The 17,444-nt window shown below is 51.7% G+C and carries 16 protein-coding genes, 1 tRNA gene and 1 pseudogene; 12 read left to right on the top strand and 6 right to left on the bottom strand.

Annotated features, from left to right (window positions below; genetic code table 11):
* Window positions 1-82: 82 nt before the first annotated feature.
* Window positions 83-703, bottom strand: a complete 621-nt coding sequence (locus CEK71_RS10835; RefSeq protein WP_088619398.1) for a hypothetical protein — start codon at window positions 701-703, stop codon at window positions 83-85.
* Between the two features lie 225 nt (window positions 704-928).
* Between CEK71_RS10835 and CEK71_RS10840 the strand changes: the two genes are divergently transcribed.
* The 10 genes from CEK71_RS10840 (at window position 929) to CEK71_RS10885 (ending at window position 12,526) form a co-directional block, all read left to right on the top strand.
* Window positions 929-4,342, top strand: coding sequence for a mechanosensitive ion channel domain-containing protein (locus CEK71_RS10840; RefSeq protein WP_088619399.1), 3,414 nt, complete (start codon window positions 929-931; stop codon window positions 4,340-4,342).
* Between the two features lie 202 nt (window positions 4,343-4,544).
* Window positions 4,545-5,729: an alanine transaminase gene (alaC, locus tag CEK71_RS10845; protein ID WP_088619400.1), complete on the top strand. Its 1,185-nt coding sequence runs from the start codon at window positions 4,545-4,547 to the stop codon at window positions 5,727-5,729.
* Window positions 5,730-6,142: 413 nt separating this feature from the next.
* The gene (locus CEK71_RS10850; protein ID WP_088619401.1) at window positions 6,143-6,418 is read left to right on the top strand and encodes a hypothetical protein; all 276 of its coding nucleotides are present in this window, start codon (window positions 6,143-6,145) and stop codon (window positions 6,416-6,418) included.
* Between the two features lie 19 nt (window positions 6,419-6,437).
* A complete protein-coding gene (gene hemP, locus CEK71_RS10855; protein WP_088619402.1) occupies window positions 6,438-6,635 on the top strand; it encodes a hemin uptake protein HemP in 198 nt (65 codons plus the stop codon).
* Between the two features lie 79 nt (window positions 6,636-6,714).
* Complete coding sequence (locus CEK71_RS10860; RefSeq protein WP_088619403.1) at window positions 6,715-7,566, top strand: energy transducer TonB; 852 nt, start codon at window positions 6,715-6,717, stop codon at window positions 7,564-7,566.
* 3 nt (window positions 7,567-7,569) lie between these two features.
* Window positions 7,570-8,259, top strand: a complete 690-nt coding sequence (locus CEK71_RS10865) for a MotA/TolQ/ExbB proton channel family protein (protein ID WP_088619404.1) — start codon at window positions 7,570-7,572, stop codon at window positions 8,257-8,259.
* Window positions 8,259-8,684 carry an ExbD/TolR family protein gene (locus CEK71_RS10870; protein ID WP_088619405.1) on the top strand — a complete coding sequence of 142 codons (426 nt, stop codon included), beginning with the start codon at window positions 8,259-8,261 and terminating at the stop codon, window positions 8,682-8,684. Before CEK71_RS10865 ends, CEK71_RS10870 begins: the two co-directional genes overlap by 1 nt.
* Window positions 8,685-8,781: 97 nt before the next feature.
* A complete protein-coding gene (locus tag CEK71_RS10875; RefSeq protein ID WP_088619406.1) occupies window positions 8,782-10,992 on the top strand; it encodes a TonB-dependent receptor in 2,211 nt (736 codons plus the stop codon).
* Between the two features lie 149 nt (window positions 10,993-11,141).
* Entirely contained in the window at window positions 11,142-11,840 is a 699-nt protein-coding gene (locus CEK71_RS10880; RefSeq protein ID WP_088621581.1) for a PepSY-associated TM helix domain-containing protein, read from the top strand.
* 2 nt (window positions 11,841-11,842) lie between these two features.
* On the top strand, window positions 11,843-12,526 hold the full coding sequence (locus CEK71_RS10885) for a Fe2+-dependent dioxygenase (RefSeq protein WP_088619407.1): 684 nt from the start codon (window positions 11,843-11,845) through the stop codon (window positions 12,524-12,526).
* A 234-nt stretch (window positions 12,527-12,760) separates the two neighbouring features.
* Here the strand turns inward: CEK71_RS10885 and CEK71_RS10890 are convergent, their stop codons facing one another.
* The 5 genes and pseudogenes from CEK71_RS10890 to sodB form a co-directional block, all read right to left on the bottom strand.
* Window positions 12,761-13,156, bottom strand: coding sequence for a hypothetical protein (locus CEK71_RS10890; RefSeq protein WP_088619408.1), 396 nt, complete (start codon window positions 13,154-13,156; stop codon window positions 12,761-12,763).
* Window positions 13,157-13,158: 2 nt separating this feature from the next.
* Window positions 13,159-13,875 (bottom strand): glutamine amidotransferase, encoded by a 717-nt coding sequence (locus tag CEK71_RS10895; RefSeq protein ID WP_088619409.1) that lies wholly within the window; start codon window positions 13,873-13,875, stop codon window positions 13,159-13,161.
* A gap of 19 nt (window positions 13,876-13,894) precedes the next feature.
* Window positions 13,895-14,398 carry a DUF3455 domain-containing protein gene (locus CEK71_RS10900; RefSeq protein ID WP_088619410.1) on the bottom strand — a complete coding sequence of 168 codons (504 nt, stop codon included), beginning with the start codon at window positions 14,396-14,398 and terminating at the stop codon, window positions 13,895-13,897.
* Window positions 14,399-14,403: 5 nt separating this feature from the next.
* Window positions 14,404-15,098, bottom strand: a pseudogene (locus CEK71_RS10905) (SDR family oxidoreductase).
* A gap of 75 nt (window positions 15,099-15,173) precedes the next feature.
* On the bottom strand, window positions 15,174-15,755 hold the full coding sequence (sodB, locus tag CEK71_RS10910) for a superoxide dismutase [Fe] (protein ID WP_088619411.1): 582 nt from the start codon (window positions 15,753-15,755) through the stop codon (window positions 15,174-15,176).
* A gap of 356 nt (window positions 15,756-16,111) precedes the next feature.
* On the opposite strand from sodB, the gene CEK71_RS10915 reads away from it, so the two are divergent.
* Window positions 16,112-16,198, top strand: a tRNA-Leu gene (locus CEK71_RS10915).
* Window positions 16,199-16,295: 97 nt separating this feature from the next.
* On the top strand, window positions 16,296-17,351 hold the full coding sequence (locus tag CEK71_RS10920) for a PDDEXK nuclease domain-containing protein (RefSeq protein ID WP_088619412.1): 1,056 nt from the start codon (window positions 16,296-16,298) through the stop codon (window positions 17,349-17,351).
* Window positions 17,352-17,444: the final 93 nt, after the last annotated feature.

Consider the following 17,444-nt stretch of genomic DNA (forward strand, 5'->3'; position numbering starts at 1 on the left):
TTACGGTAAGACGTTGGGCGTAGCCGTCCTGAGCCTGTCGGGTAGGCTATGACGGCAGGATAAAATAAGTGCGGCTCGCCGTTTATGGTTTGACCACGCTGGTTTCAGGGGCAACGGGTTCGCTCAAAGCCGCTTGGCAGCCTTGGCGATAAAATTGCAATGACGGGGTAAACGGGGTAATGTCGATAGTCAAAGTAGTCTCTTGGGTAAACTTGGCGATAGCGGGGGCTACGGCACGTTGGAAGTTCACGCTTAAGTCTTTGGCCAGCCCCTCTTGGGCTTCGTCTTGGCCTAAAGCAAACGGGTTATCATCCAGGTTGGTGGCATTAACGGCCTGTTGTAAGACATCCGCCGAAAAGGCTTGGATGCGGTCAGAAAATTCGGCAAATACCTTATCGCCGCGCTCACGCTTGATACGCTCTATATCTTCAGGATAGGCGTAAATCAGAAAACTGCCTTGCGCCCCTTGCGCCGTGTTCTTACAAGCCAAACCATCCATAATCCTGACCAGATGTAGCTTTTTGCCGCCTTTATCCAAGGTCATGGCGGGGTTTTGGCCGGAAGCCGACGTTTTGTCCGGTTGGGCGGCGGGCGGCGGAACCACGGCGGCAGGAGCTGGGGTGTCACGTTTGACTTCCTGGGTGGAGCAAGCGGCCAACGCTATCAAGACACCAACCGTTAAAAAATTTAAGCTTGCTTTCATAAGAATGTCCTGCTGACTTACTATAAGGTGGGATATAGGCTTATTATAATCGGTAAGAAAGCATAACGGTTAAGAAAGCCGCTAAGATGTGCCATTTTTTGTTATTATCGCCCTTTCGTCTCCGGCACATTTGAACCATCAGCACCAATTGACTCTAACCGTATACCCTTTCCTCCCCCCTCTTTTGACCCTAGACCTACCCTAACCTTGCTTTTGCCTTGCCTAATGAAACAGACAGATAAACGTAGACCTTATTTTTACGCCCAATGGCCCTTGCTGACCGTGTTATTAATACTGGGCATAGGAGCCGTCCAAGCGGCTAACACCCAAACCGGACAAAACCCCCCCGTATCGGCCAGCACCGCCCTACAGGCGAAAATTGATGCCGTTACCGCCCGCCAAGATTTTGACGAAACCACCAAAACCAGCGTCTTAAAATTTTATCATTCCGCGCAAGATAATCTGGCAAATATCGAACTGTTTAACTCAAAAACCGAAAGCTTTAAGCAAGCCACCAAGCAAGCACCCGAAGCGATCAAAAAACTCCAAAAAGACCTCGAACAAATCCAACAAAAACAAGCCAAACAAAAGCCGGAAAGTTTTACCGACATCGCCACCGACGAACTGGAGCAACGCCTGATTATCGAGAAAGAAAAGCTCAGCAACTTGGATGAGCAACTCAAAAATCTCGATACCGAACTGACCCTGCAAAACAGCAGACCGCCCTTAATCCGCCAAGAAACGCTCACCGCCCAGCAGGACTTAGATAACAGCCAGAAAAAATCGGCAAGCCCCGCCACGTCCACCACCTTAAAAATAGAGTCAGAAGCCGAGCAACTTTATCTAAAAACCCTCATTGATGCCCGCACCGCCGAGCTGAAAATGCTCGATATTGAAGCCATCAGCAACCCCGTCCGCGTTGACCTGTTAAAAGCCCAGTACCAACTGTTAGACTCACAAAGAAGCATGGAAGCGCCGATCTTGACCGCCATCGACAGCATTTTGGCAGAACGCCGCCTACAGGCCGCTAAAGAAGCCCAAGATGCGCTCAGCCAAGCAGAAAAGGACTTGGCAGGCAAACATCTGGTCATTCAGATGCTGACCCGCGAGAACATCCAATTCAGCAAGGATTTACAGGCGACCACCAGCAAAACCGACGCGTATAACGAGCAAGAAGCCAAGCTCGACAGCCAAGTCACCGAAATTGACAATGACTTTAAAAGTGCCGAAAAAAAAATCAGTCTGGCGGGCTTAAGCCCTGCCCTAGGCAAAATTCTCCGCGAGCAGCGGCGTAACCTGTTGATCGACATCCAACAAGGCCTACAATCGGAATCCGTCCAAAACGAGACTGCGTTAACCAGTCTGGAATTGTTTAAGGTGGAAGACAAGCTCCAAAAACTCGCCGATGTCGACCATGAGCTGCAACAGATCATGTCCGCGCAGGTTGACCCGCACATGCCCAATGAGCAACGGATGATGATCCAAGCAGAATTGCGGGTCTTGCTGAACAACCAGAAAGAACTGCTCAATAAAGTCATGGTCGCCGATGACACTTATCTGCGCTCTTTAGGCGATTTTGATTTTGCCAGACAACAAATGGTCGCCCAAGCCACAAAATATGCCGCTTTTTTGGACGAACGCCTGCTCTGGGTCCCCAGCTCCGAACCCATTAACGCCGATTTTTTGCCCGGCCTTTACCACGCCGGGCAATGGCTGTTATCGCCGATGAATTGGGCGGAGGTCATTAAAGACACCCTAAAATCCCTGTATTACCACGCGTTTGCCGCCGTCTTGGCAATTGCCAGCTTATTGGTCTTGGTGTTTTCCCAACATTGGAACAAAACCCATTTACTGGCCATTGCCGAACAGGTCGGTAAATTTTATAGCGACCATTTTCTGTACACGGTTAAGGCCTTACTGCATTTGCTCCTGCTTATCTTACCGTTGCCGCTACTGCTGTTTTACTGGGGTTGGTTTTTAAGCCATACCTGGAATATCAATGAATTCAGTAAAGTGGTGGGCACAGGCTTCCAAGTCTCCGCCGTGCCGATGTTCTTCTTGCAATTTTTTTACCGCCTGTTTGCCCCGCAAGGGATTGCCCGCAAACATTTCCAATGGCAAGCCGAAACCGCCAGCCTGTTCCGGCGACAAATCGCTTGGCTACGCTTCATTGCCGTGCCTAGCGTATTTCTGATTAACAGCACGGGCGCATCCGGTGTCGCCTTATACAGCGATAACATCGGACGCTTGGCTTTAGTGCTCAGCATGGTCGCGATGGCGGCGTTTTTCCGTAACATCCTGCATCCGACCCGCGGTCTCTTACAATATGTCATTGCTGCTGCCCCACAAGGCTGGCTCCACCAATCGCGGTATTTTTGGTATCCGGGGGCGATATCCTTACCCCTCATCATTATCGGCTTTGCCGTGGCCGGCTATTATTTAAGCGCCTTAGAGTTACAGCAACAACTGATCATCACCTTACGGCTAGTGTTTGTGCTGGTGGTGATACACTCGCTGGTGTTCCGCTGGCTGACCTTGGTCAATCGGCAGTTAGCGATAGCCAACGACCAGCAGCGCCGCAAATTGGCGGCACAGCCAGAAAAGCCCCATATTGTCGGCGCTGAAGATGTGGTTGTGCCGATTGAAGAACCGTTGATTGACATACCTAAAATTAATGCGCAAACCATCAAACTGCTGAATGTCTTTATCTGTGTGGCCTTGCTGATCGGCATTTGGCTGATTTGGAAAAATATCTTGCCCGCCTTCTCGTTCCTCGACCATATCCAACTCTGGGAATATCAGGTGACTGAAGGCAAGCAGGACACCATGAAACCCGTCACCCTAACTAACCTGCTGTTAGCTGGGGTCTATGTGTTTATCACCGTGGTCTCGGTAGTCAATTTTTCTGGGCTGATGGAAATAGTCTGGTTCCGCCGCCTATCGGTAGAGCCGGGCAGCCGTTATGCCATTAACAAACTCGCCAAATACCTGTTAATCTCCATCGGCTTCCTCTGTGTCGCCAATGAATTGGGCGGCAGTTGGACGCAAGTGCAATGGTTGGTGGCGGCGCTCAGTGTCGGCTTGGGCTTTGGTTTGCAGGAAATTTTTGCCAACTTAGTGTCCGGGATTATCCTCTTGTTTGAGCGGCCTATCCGCGTCGGCGATACCGTCACCATTGGTGACGTAACCGGCAGAGTCAGCCGCATCCAAATGCGGGCCACCACTATTATGGACTGGGACCAAAAAGAATTAGTGGTGCCGAACAAAACCTTCATCACCAACCAATTGGTTAACTGGACGCTCAGCGACTCCATCACCCGCGTGGTGATCCCCATCGGCATCGCCTACGGCACAGATTTGGAAAAAGCCCACCAGCTCATGCTCGAAACCGTGCAAAACACACCAATGGTACTGACCGACCCGGAGCCAGTGGTCGTATTAACCGGATTTGGCGACAGCTCACTGATGTTTTCTATCCGCGTGTTCGTCAGTGAAATGGCGCACCGCCTGCAAGTCGTCCATAACCTGCACCTGCGCTTAGACCGCGCCCTACGCGAACATAACATCGAGATACCTTTTCCGCAGCGGGAAGTGCATGTGCGCGAAACCGTGACGACCCAGGAGACACCGCCAAAATAGTCGTGGCAACCTTTAAACACCCATTTTTTAGTACGCTATCAAGCAGATAAACCAACAAGTTAGCGATGCCGTCCTGATCCGGCACGCGGGATTTTCGCACCCGCGCGTATTTAATCTGTCTATTATTTGACAGATGTTTGCCGTAACAGTACCTTAGATAGCTTTTTAACATTACCCCACCCTGGTTGCCCAAGAGTTGTACATGGAACAATTTCAAAGAATAAGTCGCTTACCCCCTTATGTATTTAATATTGTCAACGAGCTGAAAGCCAAGGCGCGAGCGGCGGGCGAGGACATTATTGATTTTGGTATGGGTAACCCCGACCAACCGACCCCCAAACATATCGTTGATAAAATGATAGAGGCAGCGCAGCGTGACGACACCCACCGCTACTCAATGTCTAAAGGCATCCCCCGCCTGCGCAAAGCCATCTGTAACTGGTACAAAACCCGTTTCGATGTCGACCTGAACCCCGAAACCGAAGCCATCGTCACCATCGGCTCAAAAGAAGGTCTGGCACATTTGGCCTTAGCGACCCTGGGGCCTGGCGATGTCGTGCTGGTGCCTAACCCCGCCTACCCTATCCACCCTTACGGCGTGGTGATTGCGGGCGCAGACTTGCGCCATGTCCCGCTAATCCCTGGTGTGGATTTTTTTGAAGAACTGCACAAGGCGATTATCGACTGCTGGCCTAAGCCGAAAATGCTGATCATCAACTTCCCCGGCAACCCGACCGCCCAATGTGTCGAGCTGGACTTTTTTGAAAAAATCATCGCCTTAGCCAAAGAGCATCATATCTGGGTCGTGCATGACATAGCCTATGTCGATATTGTTTTTGACGGCTACAAAGCCCCGTCCATTTTGCAAATCGAAGGCGCGAAAGACATTGCCGTGGAATTTTTCTCCATGTCAAAAAGCTACAACATGCCGGGCTGGCGGGTCGGCTTTATGTGCGGCAATAAAGAATTGGTGTCGGCGTTGGCGCGGATTAAATCCTATCTGGACTACGGCACCTTCACCCCGATCCAAGTCGCCGCTATCGCCGCCCTGGAAGGCCCACAAGATTGTGTGGCGGAAATCGCCGAAATGTACCGTAAACGCCGCGATGTCCTGTGCGAAGGCTTAGCGTCGGCAGGCTGGCCGGTCGAAAAACCCAAGGCCACCATGTTTGTTTGGGCAAAAATCCCCGAAGCCTACCAAGCCATGGGGTCATTGGAGTTTTCTAAAAAACTGCTCCTGGAAGCCAAGGTCGCGGTCGCGCCAGGCATCGGTTTCGGCCAATACGGCGACGACCATGTCCGCTTCGGCCTGATCGAAAACGAACACCGCACCCGCCAAGCCATCCGCGGTATCCGCATGATGATGAAGAAAGACAAGGTTATTTAACGCCACCACAGGACAACCTTTCCCGGCTACACTCAGGTAGCTGGGAAATTGCCTGACAGAAGCGGACTTATTCACCATAAAATAGCCGCACTATCGGGTCTTCATTTCGCGTATTTGGGCTGAAGCTGCGAAAACAGACAAGAACGCCCATCATTAGTGGCAATAGAAAGTCAAATGCGATTGCCCCGCATTAATACGTCCTCTATTGCACGCTTTCCCACAAATTCTTACGGCCACCCGCATTGATCCAACTTTTTTAGCAAGGCTGATAATAGTGCTTGAATTATTAAACGATAATCATTATCATTAATATCAAGCGATGAATGACCTCTCGCTACTTCTCGTTTAACGCACAGGCGCATTGGTTGTGCGTTAAACATTTTTTGGGCATTCAACCCGAATAGGCGAGCCTTATGCAGCAACAACAATATACCCCTGAAAAAACCGAATTGATCCGGCTCCATGCGGCAACCTGTTTCTCAATGACGCAATTTATCAATGGTCACCATTGCCCGAAACTGGCACATCTCATCGTGCGGCAATTAAGCCTGTTGGTTGCGCATCCTGATTTAGAAGAAGTGTCCGCTAGCCGTGACATGTATTTGCAACTTTTGGAACACTGGCAAAAAGTAACGTCCCATTTGTTGGAACAGCAAGCTATCCGTAGTCAGACGGCGAAATTTCACTAACATTTTTACATCCGAATTTATGAAAAACAATACGAATACCATTACCCTGAGGAGCCATCCCAGTGTCGTGATCTTGGAACAGGAAAATTCCCCAAGCCGACGGCGGGTCAGCAGCGGCGAATTGTTCGGCAAACAGCAAGAGCTGGTGATCGAACACAATGACGAAGAATACCGTTTGCGCATCACCAGCAACGACAAATTGATTTTAACCAAATAACAACACCCCGCAAGCCACCCAGCCCCATCGGGCTAGGCAGCCAGCCCAACAAACTACCATGTAACCATGAGAGGCGGCCATGCCTAGACCTGCTTTAAAAATAGTGCCGTTTCCGGTGCGTACCGACCCGATAATTACGGCGCAAAATAATTCCGACCGCCGTGTGCTGGCCGTAGTCAAAACACGTCCGCCAGTCTCCACGCCACTTGATACCCGCCCTCACTTCATGCGTCATGGCGGCTATGCCTTGGCGGTAGTGGCGACCATCGCCCTGCATGGCTTATGGCTTAGTACGGCGACCGACAGCGTGCCGCACCCGCAAGCAACAGCACCGACGATACTGAAGGTATCTTGGTTGCCTGCGCCTGTGGTGCAAGCGGCGGCAACACTGCAACCAAAAGTCAATGTTCCGCCCAAGCCCCAGGCCAAATCCCAAGCCTTGCCGAAAGCGCGTAACAAAACGCCTGATAAGCTGTTAGCCAAACCAAGCAAAAATGTGTTTGCCAGCAACCAAGGCAAGCGTAGCGTGGCGAGAAACACTACCGTCGTAACGCCGCCTAACTTTGTGCCTAGCCACGTCGCCGCTATCGCCAATCCCACGCCTCCCGCCAGTGCCGCGCCTGAGCCTAAAGCCATTGCCGAACCCATAACCTTGCCACATCTAAATGCCGATTATCTGCACAATCCTGCCCCGGATTATCCGGCGGCTTCGCGGGAATTGGGCGAACAAGGACGGGTGTTGGTACGCGCCAAAATCAGTGCCGACGGCAAGGTCGAGCAAATCCTGCTCCGCAAAAGCAGTGGTTACGCCCGGTTGGATGAGGCGGCATTGGCTGGCGTCAAACAATGGCGATTCGTACCCGCACGGCAAGGTGCAGAACAGGTTGCCGCTTGGGTGGTCGTGCCAGTCGCCTTTTCATTGGAGGGTTAATATATGGATTTACCACATTTTTTAGCGCAGAGCGATAGCGTCGGGCAAACTTTGTTTGGGCTATTGCTGGGCATGTCGATGGCAAGCTGGTTTTTCATCCTTGTCAAAGCTTGGCAAGGCCGCGTGGGCCGTCGCCGTAGCCAACGGTTTTTGGCGCAATTTTGGGAAGCGGCCTCTTTGGATGATGTCGCCCAGTCGTTAAACCGGCATCCTGCCAACGAACCCTTTGCCCATTTAACCCACCACGCCATCAGTTCCTCCCGGCATCATGCCGTTCACGGTGCGCATCGTCTGCATGAAGCGGGTTCGGCTACGGAGTTTTTGACCCGTGCCATGCGTCGCGTCATTGACGAAGAAACCGCTAAGCTTGAGTGGGGGCTAACCGCTTTGGCTTCCATCGCCAGCACTGCGCCGTTTGTCGGTTTGTTTGGCACGGTATGGGGTGTTTACCACGCACTGATCGGCATCGGTAAAGGTGGGCAAGGGACGCTGGACCAAATCGCCGGGCCTGTAGGCGAAGCATTGATTATGACCGGATTGGGTTTGGCAGTCGCCATACCCGCTGTATTAGCTTATAACGATTGCTCACGCTCGAACCGCTTGACGTTGGCAAAGCTTGATGCCTTTGCCCATGATTTGTTTGCATTTTTGACCACGGGTGCTGCCGTGCCGCCACAAACGGGAGGCCAATGATGGCGTTCGGAGGTTTTGACCACAACAAAAATGCGCATCCCGTTGCGGAAATTAATATGGTGCCGCTAATCGACGTGATGTTGGTGCTGTTAATTATTTTTATGATCGCCGCACCCTTGATGACACATACCGTGAAAATCGACTTGCCAAAAACAGGTGGCGCACCGCAACCCGAACAACCGGAGGCGGTCAGCTTGTCAATCAATGCCGACCAACATTTGTTCTGGAACAACAAGCACTTGTCACGCATGGAGTTCCAACAACATCTACAGGAAATTGTCACACAAACCCCGCAACCGGAAGTGCATATCCGTGCCGACCAAGCCGTGCCGTACCGACTGATAGCCGAAACCTTGTCAGACGCCGCCCAAGCGGGCGTAACCCGGATTGGCTTTGTCGCCGCGTCTGAATCAAGCAAGCAATAATAGTTTTAATTTTATTGAAAATTTTATTTTAAATCAGCCACCCAGCATTTCCCCAGCTAGGCAGCCATTTTGAACACTATAAACCTGAGGGGGAAACATGAATAAGGCTATAAATCAAAAAGCCAAATGGCGGTTAGGTACGTTCGTGCCGCTGGGGGCAATGTTGAGCGGTTTAGTCATGGCAGGCGAGCCTGCCGTCACTTATCCTGCCAAGACGGACACCCGCCATTATCAGCCGCACCGCCACCCTGCGGAAGACGACGAAACCGTACTGGAAGATGTCAAAGTCAAAGCCGCACAAGCGCCGAAACCCAACCGCTTCAAGGCTGAAACTTCCACCACAGGTAGTAAGGCCGAGATGGCACTCCGCGATATTCCGCAATCGGTCAGTGTCGTCACAAAAGAGCTGATCAAATCTCAAAATGCGTTCAATTTGCGGGATGCACTAAGAAACGTCAGTGGCCTAACCATAGCTGCTGGTGAAGGTGCACGCACAGGCGATTCCATCACTTTACGCGGATTTGCAGCCAATACCGACAATTATTTGGATGGTGTGAAAGAAAATGGGCAATACAACCGTGACACTTTTTTTATCGAGAAAGCTGAAGTGCTGAAAGGCGCGTCATCCATTCTATTTGGGCGCGGAGCCACTGGTGGGGTGATTAACCAAGTCGCCAAAAAACCGACGGGCAAAACAGGGGTGACGGGTGCTTTCACTTACGGGTCTTATGATTTTAAGCGCACGACCCTTGATGCTGAATCGGCTTACCAAAACCTGTCGGCGCGGCTGAATTTCCTGTTCCAAGATAACGGATCGTTCCGCGATTACAACGACACTCAGCGGCTAGGCTTAGCACCGTCGTTCCGCGTGAAAGTTGACGACGACACCAGCATGGATTTGAGTTTGCTGCATCAGGAAGAACAGGGGGTGTTCGATTACGGTGTGCCGATGTATCGCGGCAAACCCGCCGATGTGCCGATTAACACCTATTACGGTTTCACCGACAATCGCTTGCTGGATACCGACACCAACGTCGCTACAGTCGCCCTTAACCACCGGTTCAACAGTGATTTTTCAGTGAAAAACACCGTGCGGGCCGGAGCGTACCAACGCGATTACCTGACCCATTTGTTCGGTGCGGTCACAGACACGGGCGCAACGTCCACAGTGGCGCGTACCCAAGCCTTGCGCCGTAATGAGCAGGACAATGTCTATAACCAGACTGATTTTACCTATAAAAAACCGTTATGGGGTTTCAACAACACGCTGATGTTCGGTAGCGAATTCGGTTGGGAAAATTACGGTTTCAAATCTAAAAGCTCAACCGGAGTCAGTAGCATTTCGATATTTAATCCGGTGATAACCGCCAGTAGCACGGGTTTGGCGAGCGATTTTAGCGGCACATTGGCAACTGACCGTTACACCAAGGCACAAACTTACGCGGGCTATGTGCTGGATCAGTTTGAAATTACGCCGGAATGGAAATTATTGGCGGGTACGCGCTATGACCAATTTGATGCCCAGCAACTCGACCGCATCAGCACCAATAATTTCAGCCGCAGCGATAGCCAATGGAGTCCACGCAGTGGCTTGGTTTGGCAACCGGACAAAGCGCAGTCGTATTATTTTAGCTACGGCACTTCGTTTAACCCCTCGGCGGAAAGTTTATCTATCACTGCCGCCAACGCTAATTTGCCGCCGGAACATAACCAAAATTTTGAAATCGGCGCGAAATACGATGTGTTTGGCGGACGTTTGGGCGTGACCGCCGCCTTATTCCGTCTGGAAAAAACCAATGCCCGCACCACTAACCCCAACGATTCCGCGCTGAGTATTTTGGCGGGCGAACAGCGCACCGATGGTTTTGAATTCGGCTTGGCGGGTGAGGTATTGCCGCGTTGGGATATGTCGATGACTTATGCGTATTTGGATGCCAAAATCACCAAATCGACCACTACGGCGGTGGGCACGGTCAGTGGCCTGACCAAATCGTTCGAAGGCATGAGCGCAACCAACGTGCCGGAACACAGCGGCGTATTTTGGAACAGTTACCACATTACGCCGCAGTGGGAAGTCGGGGGAGGCGTGTTCTACGCTTCCGACCGCTATGCTGATAGCGTTAACGAAGTGACCTTACCCGCGTATGCACGTTTGGATGCTGTCGTTGCGTATCACCAGAAACATTACGATGTGCAGATGAATGTTTTTAACTTGGCGGATACGGTTTATTACGAATCAGGGCAGACAAGCTCGGCCTTACCGGGCGTACCGTTGTCGGCGCAGGTGACGGTTAATGTGAAATATTAATGTCGGTTAGCAGACCTAACCTATTATTTTGCACCGATTGCGGCGGGTTACACGACCGTTGCCCCGCCGCCCTTTTGTTCATGCCTTTTGGATATGACACATCCTATGCCATTCAAACAGCTACCCAAAAACATCACTTAACTCACCCAATGAACACCAGCCAATCTACAACCACCCATTCCCCTAAAAAAACGCAAGGCGGCTATCTTTTTCTGCCCAAACCTTTCGCCCGTGGCGCATTCTTAAAATGGTTACGCCGCACCCATGCCTGGCTGGGCTTATGGGGCGCGATGCTAGGGTTGCTGTTTGGTGTGTCAGGCATCCTGCTGAACCATCGCGACATCCTAAAAATCCCCGCCGTCAAAATCAGCCAACACGAACTGCAATTGCCATTGCCCGAACCGCACCCCAGTGATCCTAAAGCCTTGGCGGCTTGGTTGGGCCAGACTTTAAATATCGACATCAAACACGCCAAAATTCGCCTAGAACCCGCCAAACAGATCATCTGGAACAATACCGATTTCCGGCAACCACCACTGTGGCAAATTACCGTGCGTAATCCCAAACGCATGTTACAAGCCGACTATTGGCAAGGCAACGCCTTTGTCAGCGTCAAACAAGGCGAAGGCAATATTTTCGCCTTGTTGACCAACCTACACAAAGGCTCAGGCATGGGCATCGGCTGGATATTATTGGCGGACACGCTGGCGGGCAGTTTAATCATGTTGAGTTTGACCGGAACGTTGCTGTGGACAGGCTTGCACGGCAGACGCATTGTGGCAGTCGGTTTAGTGCTGGCTTGCTTGAGTTTGGGTGTGTTTTTCACCTGGCAAGCGATAGGCGAATAACCATGCTGATACACATTCCTGAACTACTCAGCCCGCAAGCTTTGCAGCAATGTCGTGACTTGCTCACTGATGCCGCTTGGGTGGACGGGCGAGTCACCGCCGGAACGCAATCGGCGCAAGTTAAAAACAATTGGCAATTACCCGAGCAAAGCCCCGAATGTCAGACCTTGCGCCCGATTATCGCCGATGCCTTAAATCAAGACGCATTATTTTTATCCGCCGCATTGCCGAAACGGATTTTTCCGCCTTTATTCAACCGCTACCAAGGTGCGCACAACGCCTTCGGCAACCATATCGACAATGCCATCCGCGCTTGCCCCGTCACAGGGCAACGCATCCGCACCGACTTGTCGGCAACGGTGTTTTTAAGCGACCCGGACAGTTACCAAGGCGGAGAGTTGGTGATTGAGGACACTTACGGGCAACACGCGGTGAAATTAGCGGCGGGCGATATGGTCCTGTACCCTGGTTCCAGTCTACATCGTGTCGAACCGGTCACCAGCGGTGTGCGGCTTGCGTCGTTTTTCTGGATAGAAAGCATGGTGCGGGAGACTGAACGCCGCCGCCTATTGTTTGAGATGGACATGGCCATCTTGGAACTGCGCAACACCCAAGGCGATACGGCCGCTACCGTCAATTTGACGGGCTGTTACCACAACTTATTGCGGATGTGGGCGGATGTATGAGCCCCCAATAATTAATCACGGGTAAACCCTCGGCTCTGCCGGAGAGACAGCAAAAGTTTGACATTAAGCGGTTAATCCGTCCATGATTCGACGACCATCGGAAGTCCCTGTGGGACAAGCTTAGGCCGAACGGTTAATCCTAAATCCGAAAACCTGACCGCTTAAAGTATACTTATGCCAGGACAAAGGGATAGGAGCCTAAGCTAGCAGGGGAATTGCCCAGCAGAAGCCGACTTATTCTCCAGAAAATAGCCGCACTAGAGGAGTCTGCGGAGAAATGACACTGGCACACAGCATGGATGTGGCAATCAGCCATTCCTCATACGGCGGTATTCCGACTGCCAGTGTTGTTTGCAGAAAATTATCTGAGACCCGTGATGCCCAGCCACCTTCAAGTACCTTGAACACAAAATAGCCCTGTTCCAGCCCCCCTTCATGCCAAAACGCCAGCATATCGCCTTCATCCATGACTTGAAAGGCTCGCGGATACTGAAAAAAAACCTCAACAAACGCTTCACTCTCTTGCGCCCGACCAATCAATAGGCGCAACCCGTGGCGCGAATACGCGATTTCCACTATTTCCGCACCAGCACTCCAGTGACAAAACGCTCCAATCGGTTCAGTGCGCATTGTCATGAATTCCGCACTATCGCCATAAACCGCGCCAACAAAGCATTAGCCGCCTCCGTATCGGCAACCGCCGCCTGTAAGGCCGTCACATCCACCGCATTAGCCCTTAACGCCCCTGCCTGTTCGTCGATATACGCCCGCATAATCGCCGCCGAAAATTCGGGATGGAACTGCACCCCCCACGCATTAGCGCCCAAACGGAAAGCATGGGTCGCCTCAAAAGCATTCGCAGCCAAACACACCGCCTCAGCGGGTAAAGCACTGACGGTTTGGGCATGGGTGACATGCGCCAGAAACGTGGTCGGCAAACAGCCTAACAGAAGGTCTGCCCGCCCCGCTGCCGTCAGTTGCACGGCTACCGTGCCTATCTCCCGCCCTTGCGGATGATAAGCCACCTGCCCTGCCATCGCCTGCGCCAAGAGCTGATGACCAAAGCAAATCCCTAGCAACGGGATACGCTGTGCCAACACCTGCGGCAACCATGCCGCCACCGCCTGCATCCACCCAGCCTGATCCGTCACCATCGCGGGCGAACCGGTAATGATGACCGCCGCCAAACTTTCCGCCGCAGGCAATGTCGCCCCGGCGGCGACATCCACCACCGCCACCACATCGGCGGACAGTCCGCAACCAGCGATAATCCAATCCTCAAAATCCCCCGACCTTTGCCGGATACCCGGAAAAGTCGATCCCGTTTTGATAATGGTTAAGGCAAACATAACGGCTTAGTGCAACAAATTAACGGGCTTTAAAAAACACATAATCCGCCGTATAAGCGACGCGCTTTTCACTGCCCAAATGGTTGCTGTTGCAACCCGACACAGGCGGCAAACCGCCGACCGTTTTAATGCGGGTGATAAAACGGGTTTGTGCCAACAAGCCTTTACCTTCATGGCCGACTGCTTCCAGCAATAGCCAAGGCACCGACGTGTCAGGGCTTACATCCAATTTTTCCAACACCTTGCCCGTCACCTTACTGCCGTCCGCTGCTTCCCACGTCGGCCCCGCAAAATGCTTGCCGATGACCTGGCCTTGATTATTGCGCAGCACCGCCTCCGGTGCTAGATATTGCCAAGCGTATTGGCCTTGGCTAAAGGTACACTGATAAATCTGCTCACCCTGGGCATGGGCCGCCCCAAACGCTTCATGGCCGACAGGCGGCTTAATCGCCGCCGGGCCTTGGCACTCGGCAAAGGCCGTTCCGGCGAGCAACAGCGTCCCTAACAACAGCATTCTTAACATAGGCTTCACCACGGCATTACGTTGCCATCATACTTAATAAAATCACCCGATTGTCCTAAGGTGAACCGGGCGATGACTTGGCGCATTCCGCTAATGCTCTCCTCTTTTTCGATTAAGGCATTAGGGCCGCCCATATCTGTTTTAACCCAACCGGGGTGCAGCGTCAAGACCCCAATGGCTTGCGGTTTTAAGTCGATGGCTAAGCTCTTCATCGCCGCATTCAACGCCGCCTTACTGGAACGGTAATAGATGCTGCCGCCACTGGTGTTGTCGGTAACGCTGCCCATCAGGCTGCTGACATTCACCACCAATTTCTGCCCACCACGCAGTAACTGCGGCAAAAACGCCTCGGCCATTTTCATCGGCGCTTGGGTATTGATGACAAACGACTGCAACCAGAGCGGATAATCCAGTTCCCCAAAAGCATTCGTACGGTTATCGCCATATACGCCCGCATTGTTCAGCAACACATCCAGCTGAATATCCGCCAATTTCGCCGCCAGGGCATCAATAGCGGCGAAATCGGCCACGTCTAAGGCCTCCACTTGGATGCCGGGTATTGCCCCGCCAACGCCAATAAAGCCTGCGCTTGGGCAGGCTGGCGGCAACAAGCGATCACTTGCCAACCGTCTTGCGCATACTGGCGGCAAAACTCCAACCCTAAACCCCGGTTAGCACCGGTTATTAATACTGTAGCCATGTTTTTCTCCCATAAAAAAGCCCCCTGCATCGGCAAAGACACAGAGGGCTAGATAGCAACCGTAAAAACCGGAACTTACGCGGCGAAATTAGCAGCGGCGAAATTCCAATTTACCAACGCCCAAAAAGCTTCTAAATATTTAGGACGCGCATTGCGGTAGTCGATGTAATAGGCATGTTCCCAAACGTCGCACGTCAACAACGGCGTTTGGCCTGTAGTTAAGGGGCAACCGGCATTGCTGGTGCTGACTAAGCCTAAGCTACCGTCGGCATTTTTCACCAACCACGCCCAACCGGAACCAAAGGTGCCGACCGCGCATTTAGTGAATTCTTCTTTAAACTGGGCAAAAGAGCCGAATTTTGCATTAATCGCCTCAGCCAACGCACCGGTAGGTTCGCCGCCTGCGTGAGGCGCCAAGCTGTTCCAGTAAAAGGTGTGGTTCCATACTTGTGCGGCATTGTTGAAAATGGGGCCGGAAGATTTCAGGATGATTTCTTCCAATGATAAGCCTTCAAATTCGGTGCCAGGAACCAAATTGTTCAGGTTAGTCACATAGGTTTGGTGGTGCTTACCGTGATGAAACTCTAAAGTCTCTTCAGAAATATAAGGGACCAATCTGTTGCTAGCATAAGGCAAAGCAGGAAGTTCGAAAGCCATTTGATTATCCTAAATAAACGTTAAAAGAAAGGGGTCGGCAAACCACTGGCTACATGAAATACCCAGTAATGTGCTAAGCTATAACTGTAGCATTGCTGGACAATTAAATAAAGCCGGACTTGCTTAAATTGTCTGCCAGAGCGCAATCCAGTGCCGCCCAAGCCCCGCCGCGCCAGTATTTTCCGTCCAAACCCACCAAAAACGTAAAACCTAAGCGACTGTTTTAGTATAAAAACCTGATAACAGTGCTACACAGTATCGGCCAATATCCTGCTTTTTTATAAAAAAATCATCCTCAGGACTGGTTTATTTTTATTCTTGCTATATAATGCCCCGCTTAACCAAACAGTTTCTATGCCTCGGTGGCGAAATTGGTAGACGCAAGGGACTTAAAATCCCTCGGTGGTAACACCGTGCCGGTTCGACTCCGGCCCGAGGCACCAAAAAATTCAAAGGCCTGTACAGCTTATGTACAGGCCTTTTTTATTGCCTGTCGAAAATGTCGCAACGGACACACCATTTCAACACCGAGGCTGAAGCATGAAACCCATCGCCACCGACCCTAGCGCCGCGCAAGCACTGCTAACCGATATTCGCCAGCTCATCAGCAAAAGCCGTGCGCAACTTGCCACCGTTGTTAATAGCGCGTTGACTGTACTTTATTGGCATATTGGTCGGCGCATCCAAAGCGAAGTGCTCAAAGGCGAGCGGGCCGAATACGGCGAGCAAATCATTGCAAGCTTGTCAAAGCAACTGGAAAGCGACTATGGGCGCGGCTTTTCCAACAAAAACCTACGCCACATGTTGCGTTTTGCCGATGTCTTTCCGTCCGAGGAGATTGTCTACGCACTGAGTAGACAATTAAGCTGGACTCACCTGCGTAGCCTGATCTATATCAGCGACCCACTGAAACGAGAATTCTACATCGAGATGTGCCAAGCTGAGCGTTGGAGTACCCGCACCCTGCAAGGGCGTTTAGATTCCATGCTGTTTGAACGCACGGCGCTATCGCGCAAACCTGATGAGGCATTGACTGCCGAACTGTCAGCATTGCGTGAAACGGGCGAAGTCACGCCCAATCTGCTGCTCAAAGACCCCTATGTGCTGGACTTTCTTCAACTCAACGACCGCTATCTGGAAAAAGACCTGGAAGATGCCATTCTGCGGGAGCTGGAAAACTTCCTGCTGGAATTAGGCGCGGGTTTTACCTTTGTTGCTCGGCAAAAACGCTTGCAAATCGACAACGACGACTTTTATATCGACCTGTTATTTTACAACCGCCGCTTAAAACGGCTGGTGGCTATCGACCTGAAACTGGGCGATTTCAAAGCTGCCGACAAAGGTCAAATGGAGCTTTATTTACGCTGGCTAGCCAAATACGAACAAGAACCCGGCGAAGCCTCCCCGCTGGGCATTATTCTGTGCAGCGGCAAAAAACAGGAACAAATTGAATTACTGGAACTGGATCAAACCGGCATCCATGTCGCCGAATACCTGACCGAATTGCCGCCTAAAGCCGTATTGCAACAAAAACTGCATGAAGCCATCCGTAACTCTCGGCAGCGGGTCGGCGACGTGCAAATGGAGGAAGATTGATGGATGCACAACAGTTTTTGGCTGAATTTGGGCATATTGCGGGTGCGCCGGAGGATTTGTGCGGTTACGGGAGCTAACTCTACAATTAGCTAT

The organism is Methylovulum psychrotolerans (assembly GCF_002209385.1).
In the GTDB taxonomy this organism is placed as follows: Bacteria; Pseudomonadota; Gammaproteobacteria; order Methylococcales; family Methylomonadaceae; genus Methylovulum; species Methylovulum psychrotolerans.

Excerpts from the sequence above, each read along its gene's own strand:
- CEK71_RS10840 (WP_088619399.1), top strand. The coding sequence starts at position 929 with ATGAAACAGACAGATAAACGTAGACCTTATTTTTACGCCCAATGGCCC.
- CEK71_RS10920 (WP_088619412.1), top strand. The coding sequence starts at position 16,296 with ATGAAACCCATCGCCACCGACCCTAGCGCCGCGCAAGCACTGCTAACC.
- CEK71_RS10880 (WP_088621581.1), top strand. The coding sequence starts at position 11,142 with ATGAACACCAGCCAATCTACAACCACCCATTCCCCTAAAAAAACGCAA.
- CEK71_RS10835 (WP_088619398.1), bottom strand. The coding sequence starts at position 703 with ATGAAAGCAAGCTTAAATTTTTTAACGGTTGGTGTCTTGATAGCGTTG.
- alaC (WP_088619400.1), top strand. The coding sequence starts at position 4,545 with ATGGAACAATTTCAAAGAATAAGTCGCTTACCCCCTTATGTATTTAAT.
- hemP (WP_088619402.1), top strand. The coding sequence starts at position 6,438 with ATGAAAAACAATACGAATACCATTACCCTGAGGAGCCATCCCAGTGTC.
- sodB (WP_088619411.1), bottom strand. The coding sequence starts at position 15,755 with ATGGCTTTCGAACTTCCTGCTTTGCCTTATGCTAGCAACAGATTGGTC.
- CEK71_RS10885 (WP_088619407.1), top strand. The coding sequence starts at position 11,843 with ATGCTGATACACATTCCTGAACTACTCAGCCCGCAAGCTTTGCAGCAA.
- CEK71_RS10865 (WP_088619404.1), top strand. The coding sequence starts at position 7,570 with ATGGATTTACCACATTTTTTAGCGCAGAGCGATAGCGTCGGGCAAACT.
- CEK71_RS10895 (WP_088619409.1), bottom strand. The coding sequence starts at position 13,875 with ATGTTTGCCTTAACCATTATCAAAACGGGATCGACTTTTCCGGGTATC.
- CEK71_RS10860 (WP_088619403.1), top strand. The coding sequence starts at position 6,715 with ATGCCTAGACCTGCTTTAAAAATAGTGCCGTTTCCGGTGCGTACCGAC.
- CEK71_RS10900 (WP_088619410.1), bottom strand. The coding sequence starts at position 14,398 with ATGTTAAGAATGCTGTTGTTAGGGACGCTGTTGCTCGCCGGAACGGCC.
- CEK71_RS10890 (WP_088619408.1), bottom strand. The coding sequence starts at position 13,156 with ATGCGCACTGAACCGATTGGAGCGTTTTGTCACTGGAGTGCTGGTGCG.
- CEK71_RS10870 (WP_088619405.1), top strand. The coding sequence starts at position 8,259 with ATGGCGTTCGGAGGTTTTGACCACAACAAAAATGCGCATCCCGTTGCG.
- CEK71_RS10850 (WP_088619401.1), top strand. The coding sequence starts at position 6,143 with ATGCAGCAACAACAATATACCCCTGAAAAAACCGAATTGATCCGGCTC.
- CEK71_RS10875 (WP_088619406.1), top strand. The coding sequence starts at position 8,782 with ATGAATAAGGCTATAAATCAAAAAGCCAAATGGCGGTTAGGTACGTTC.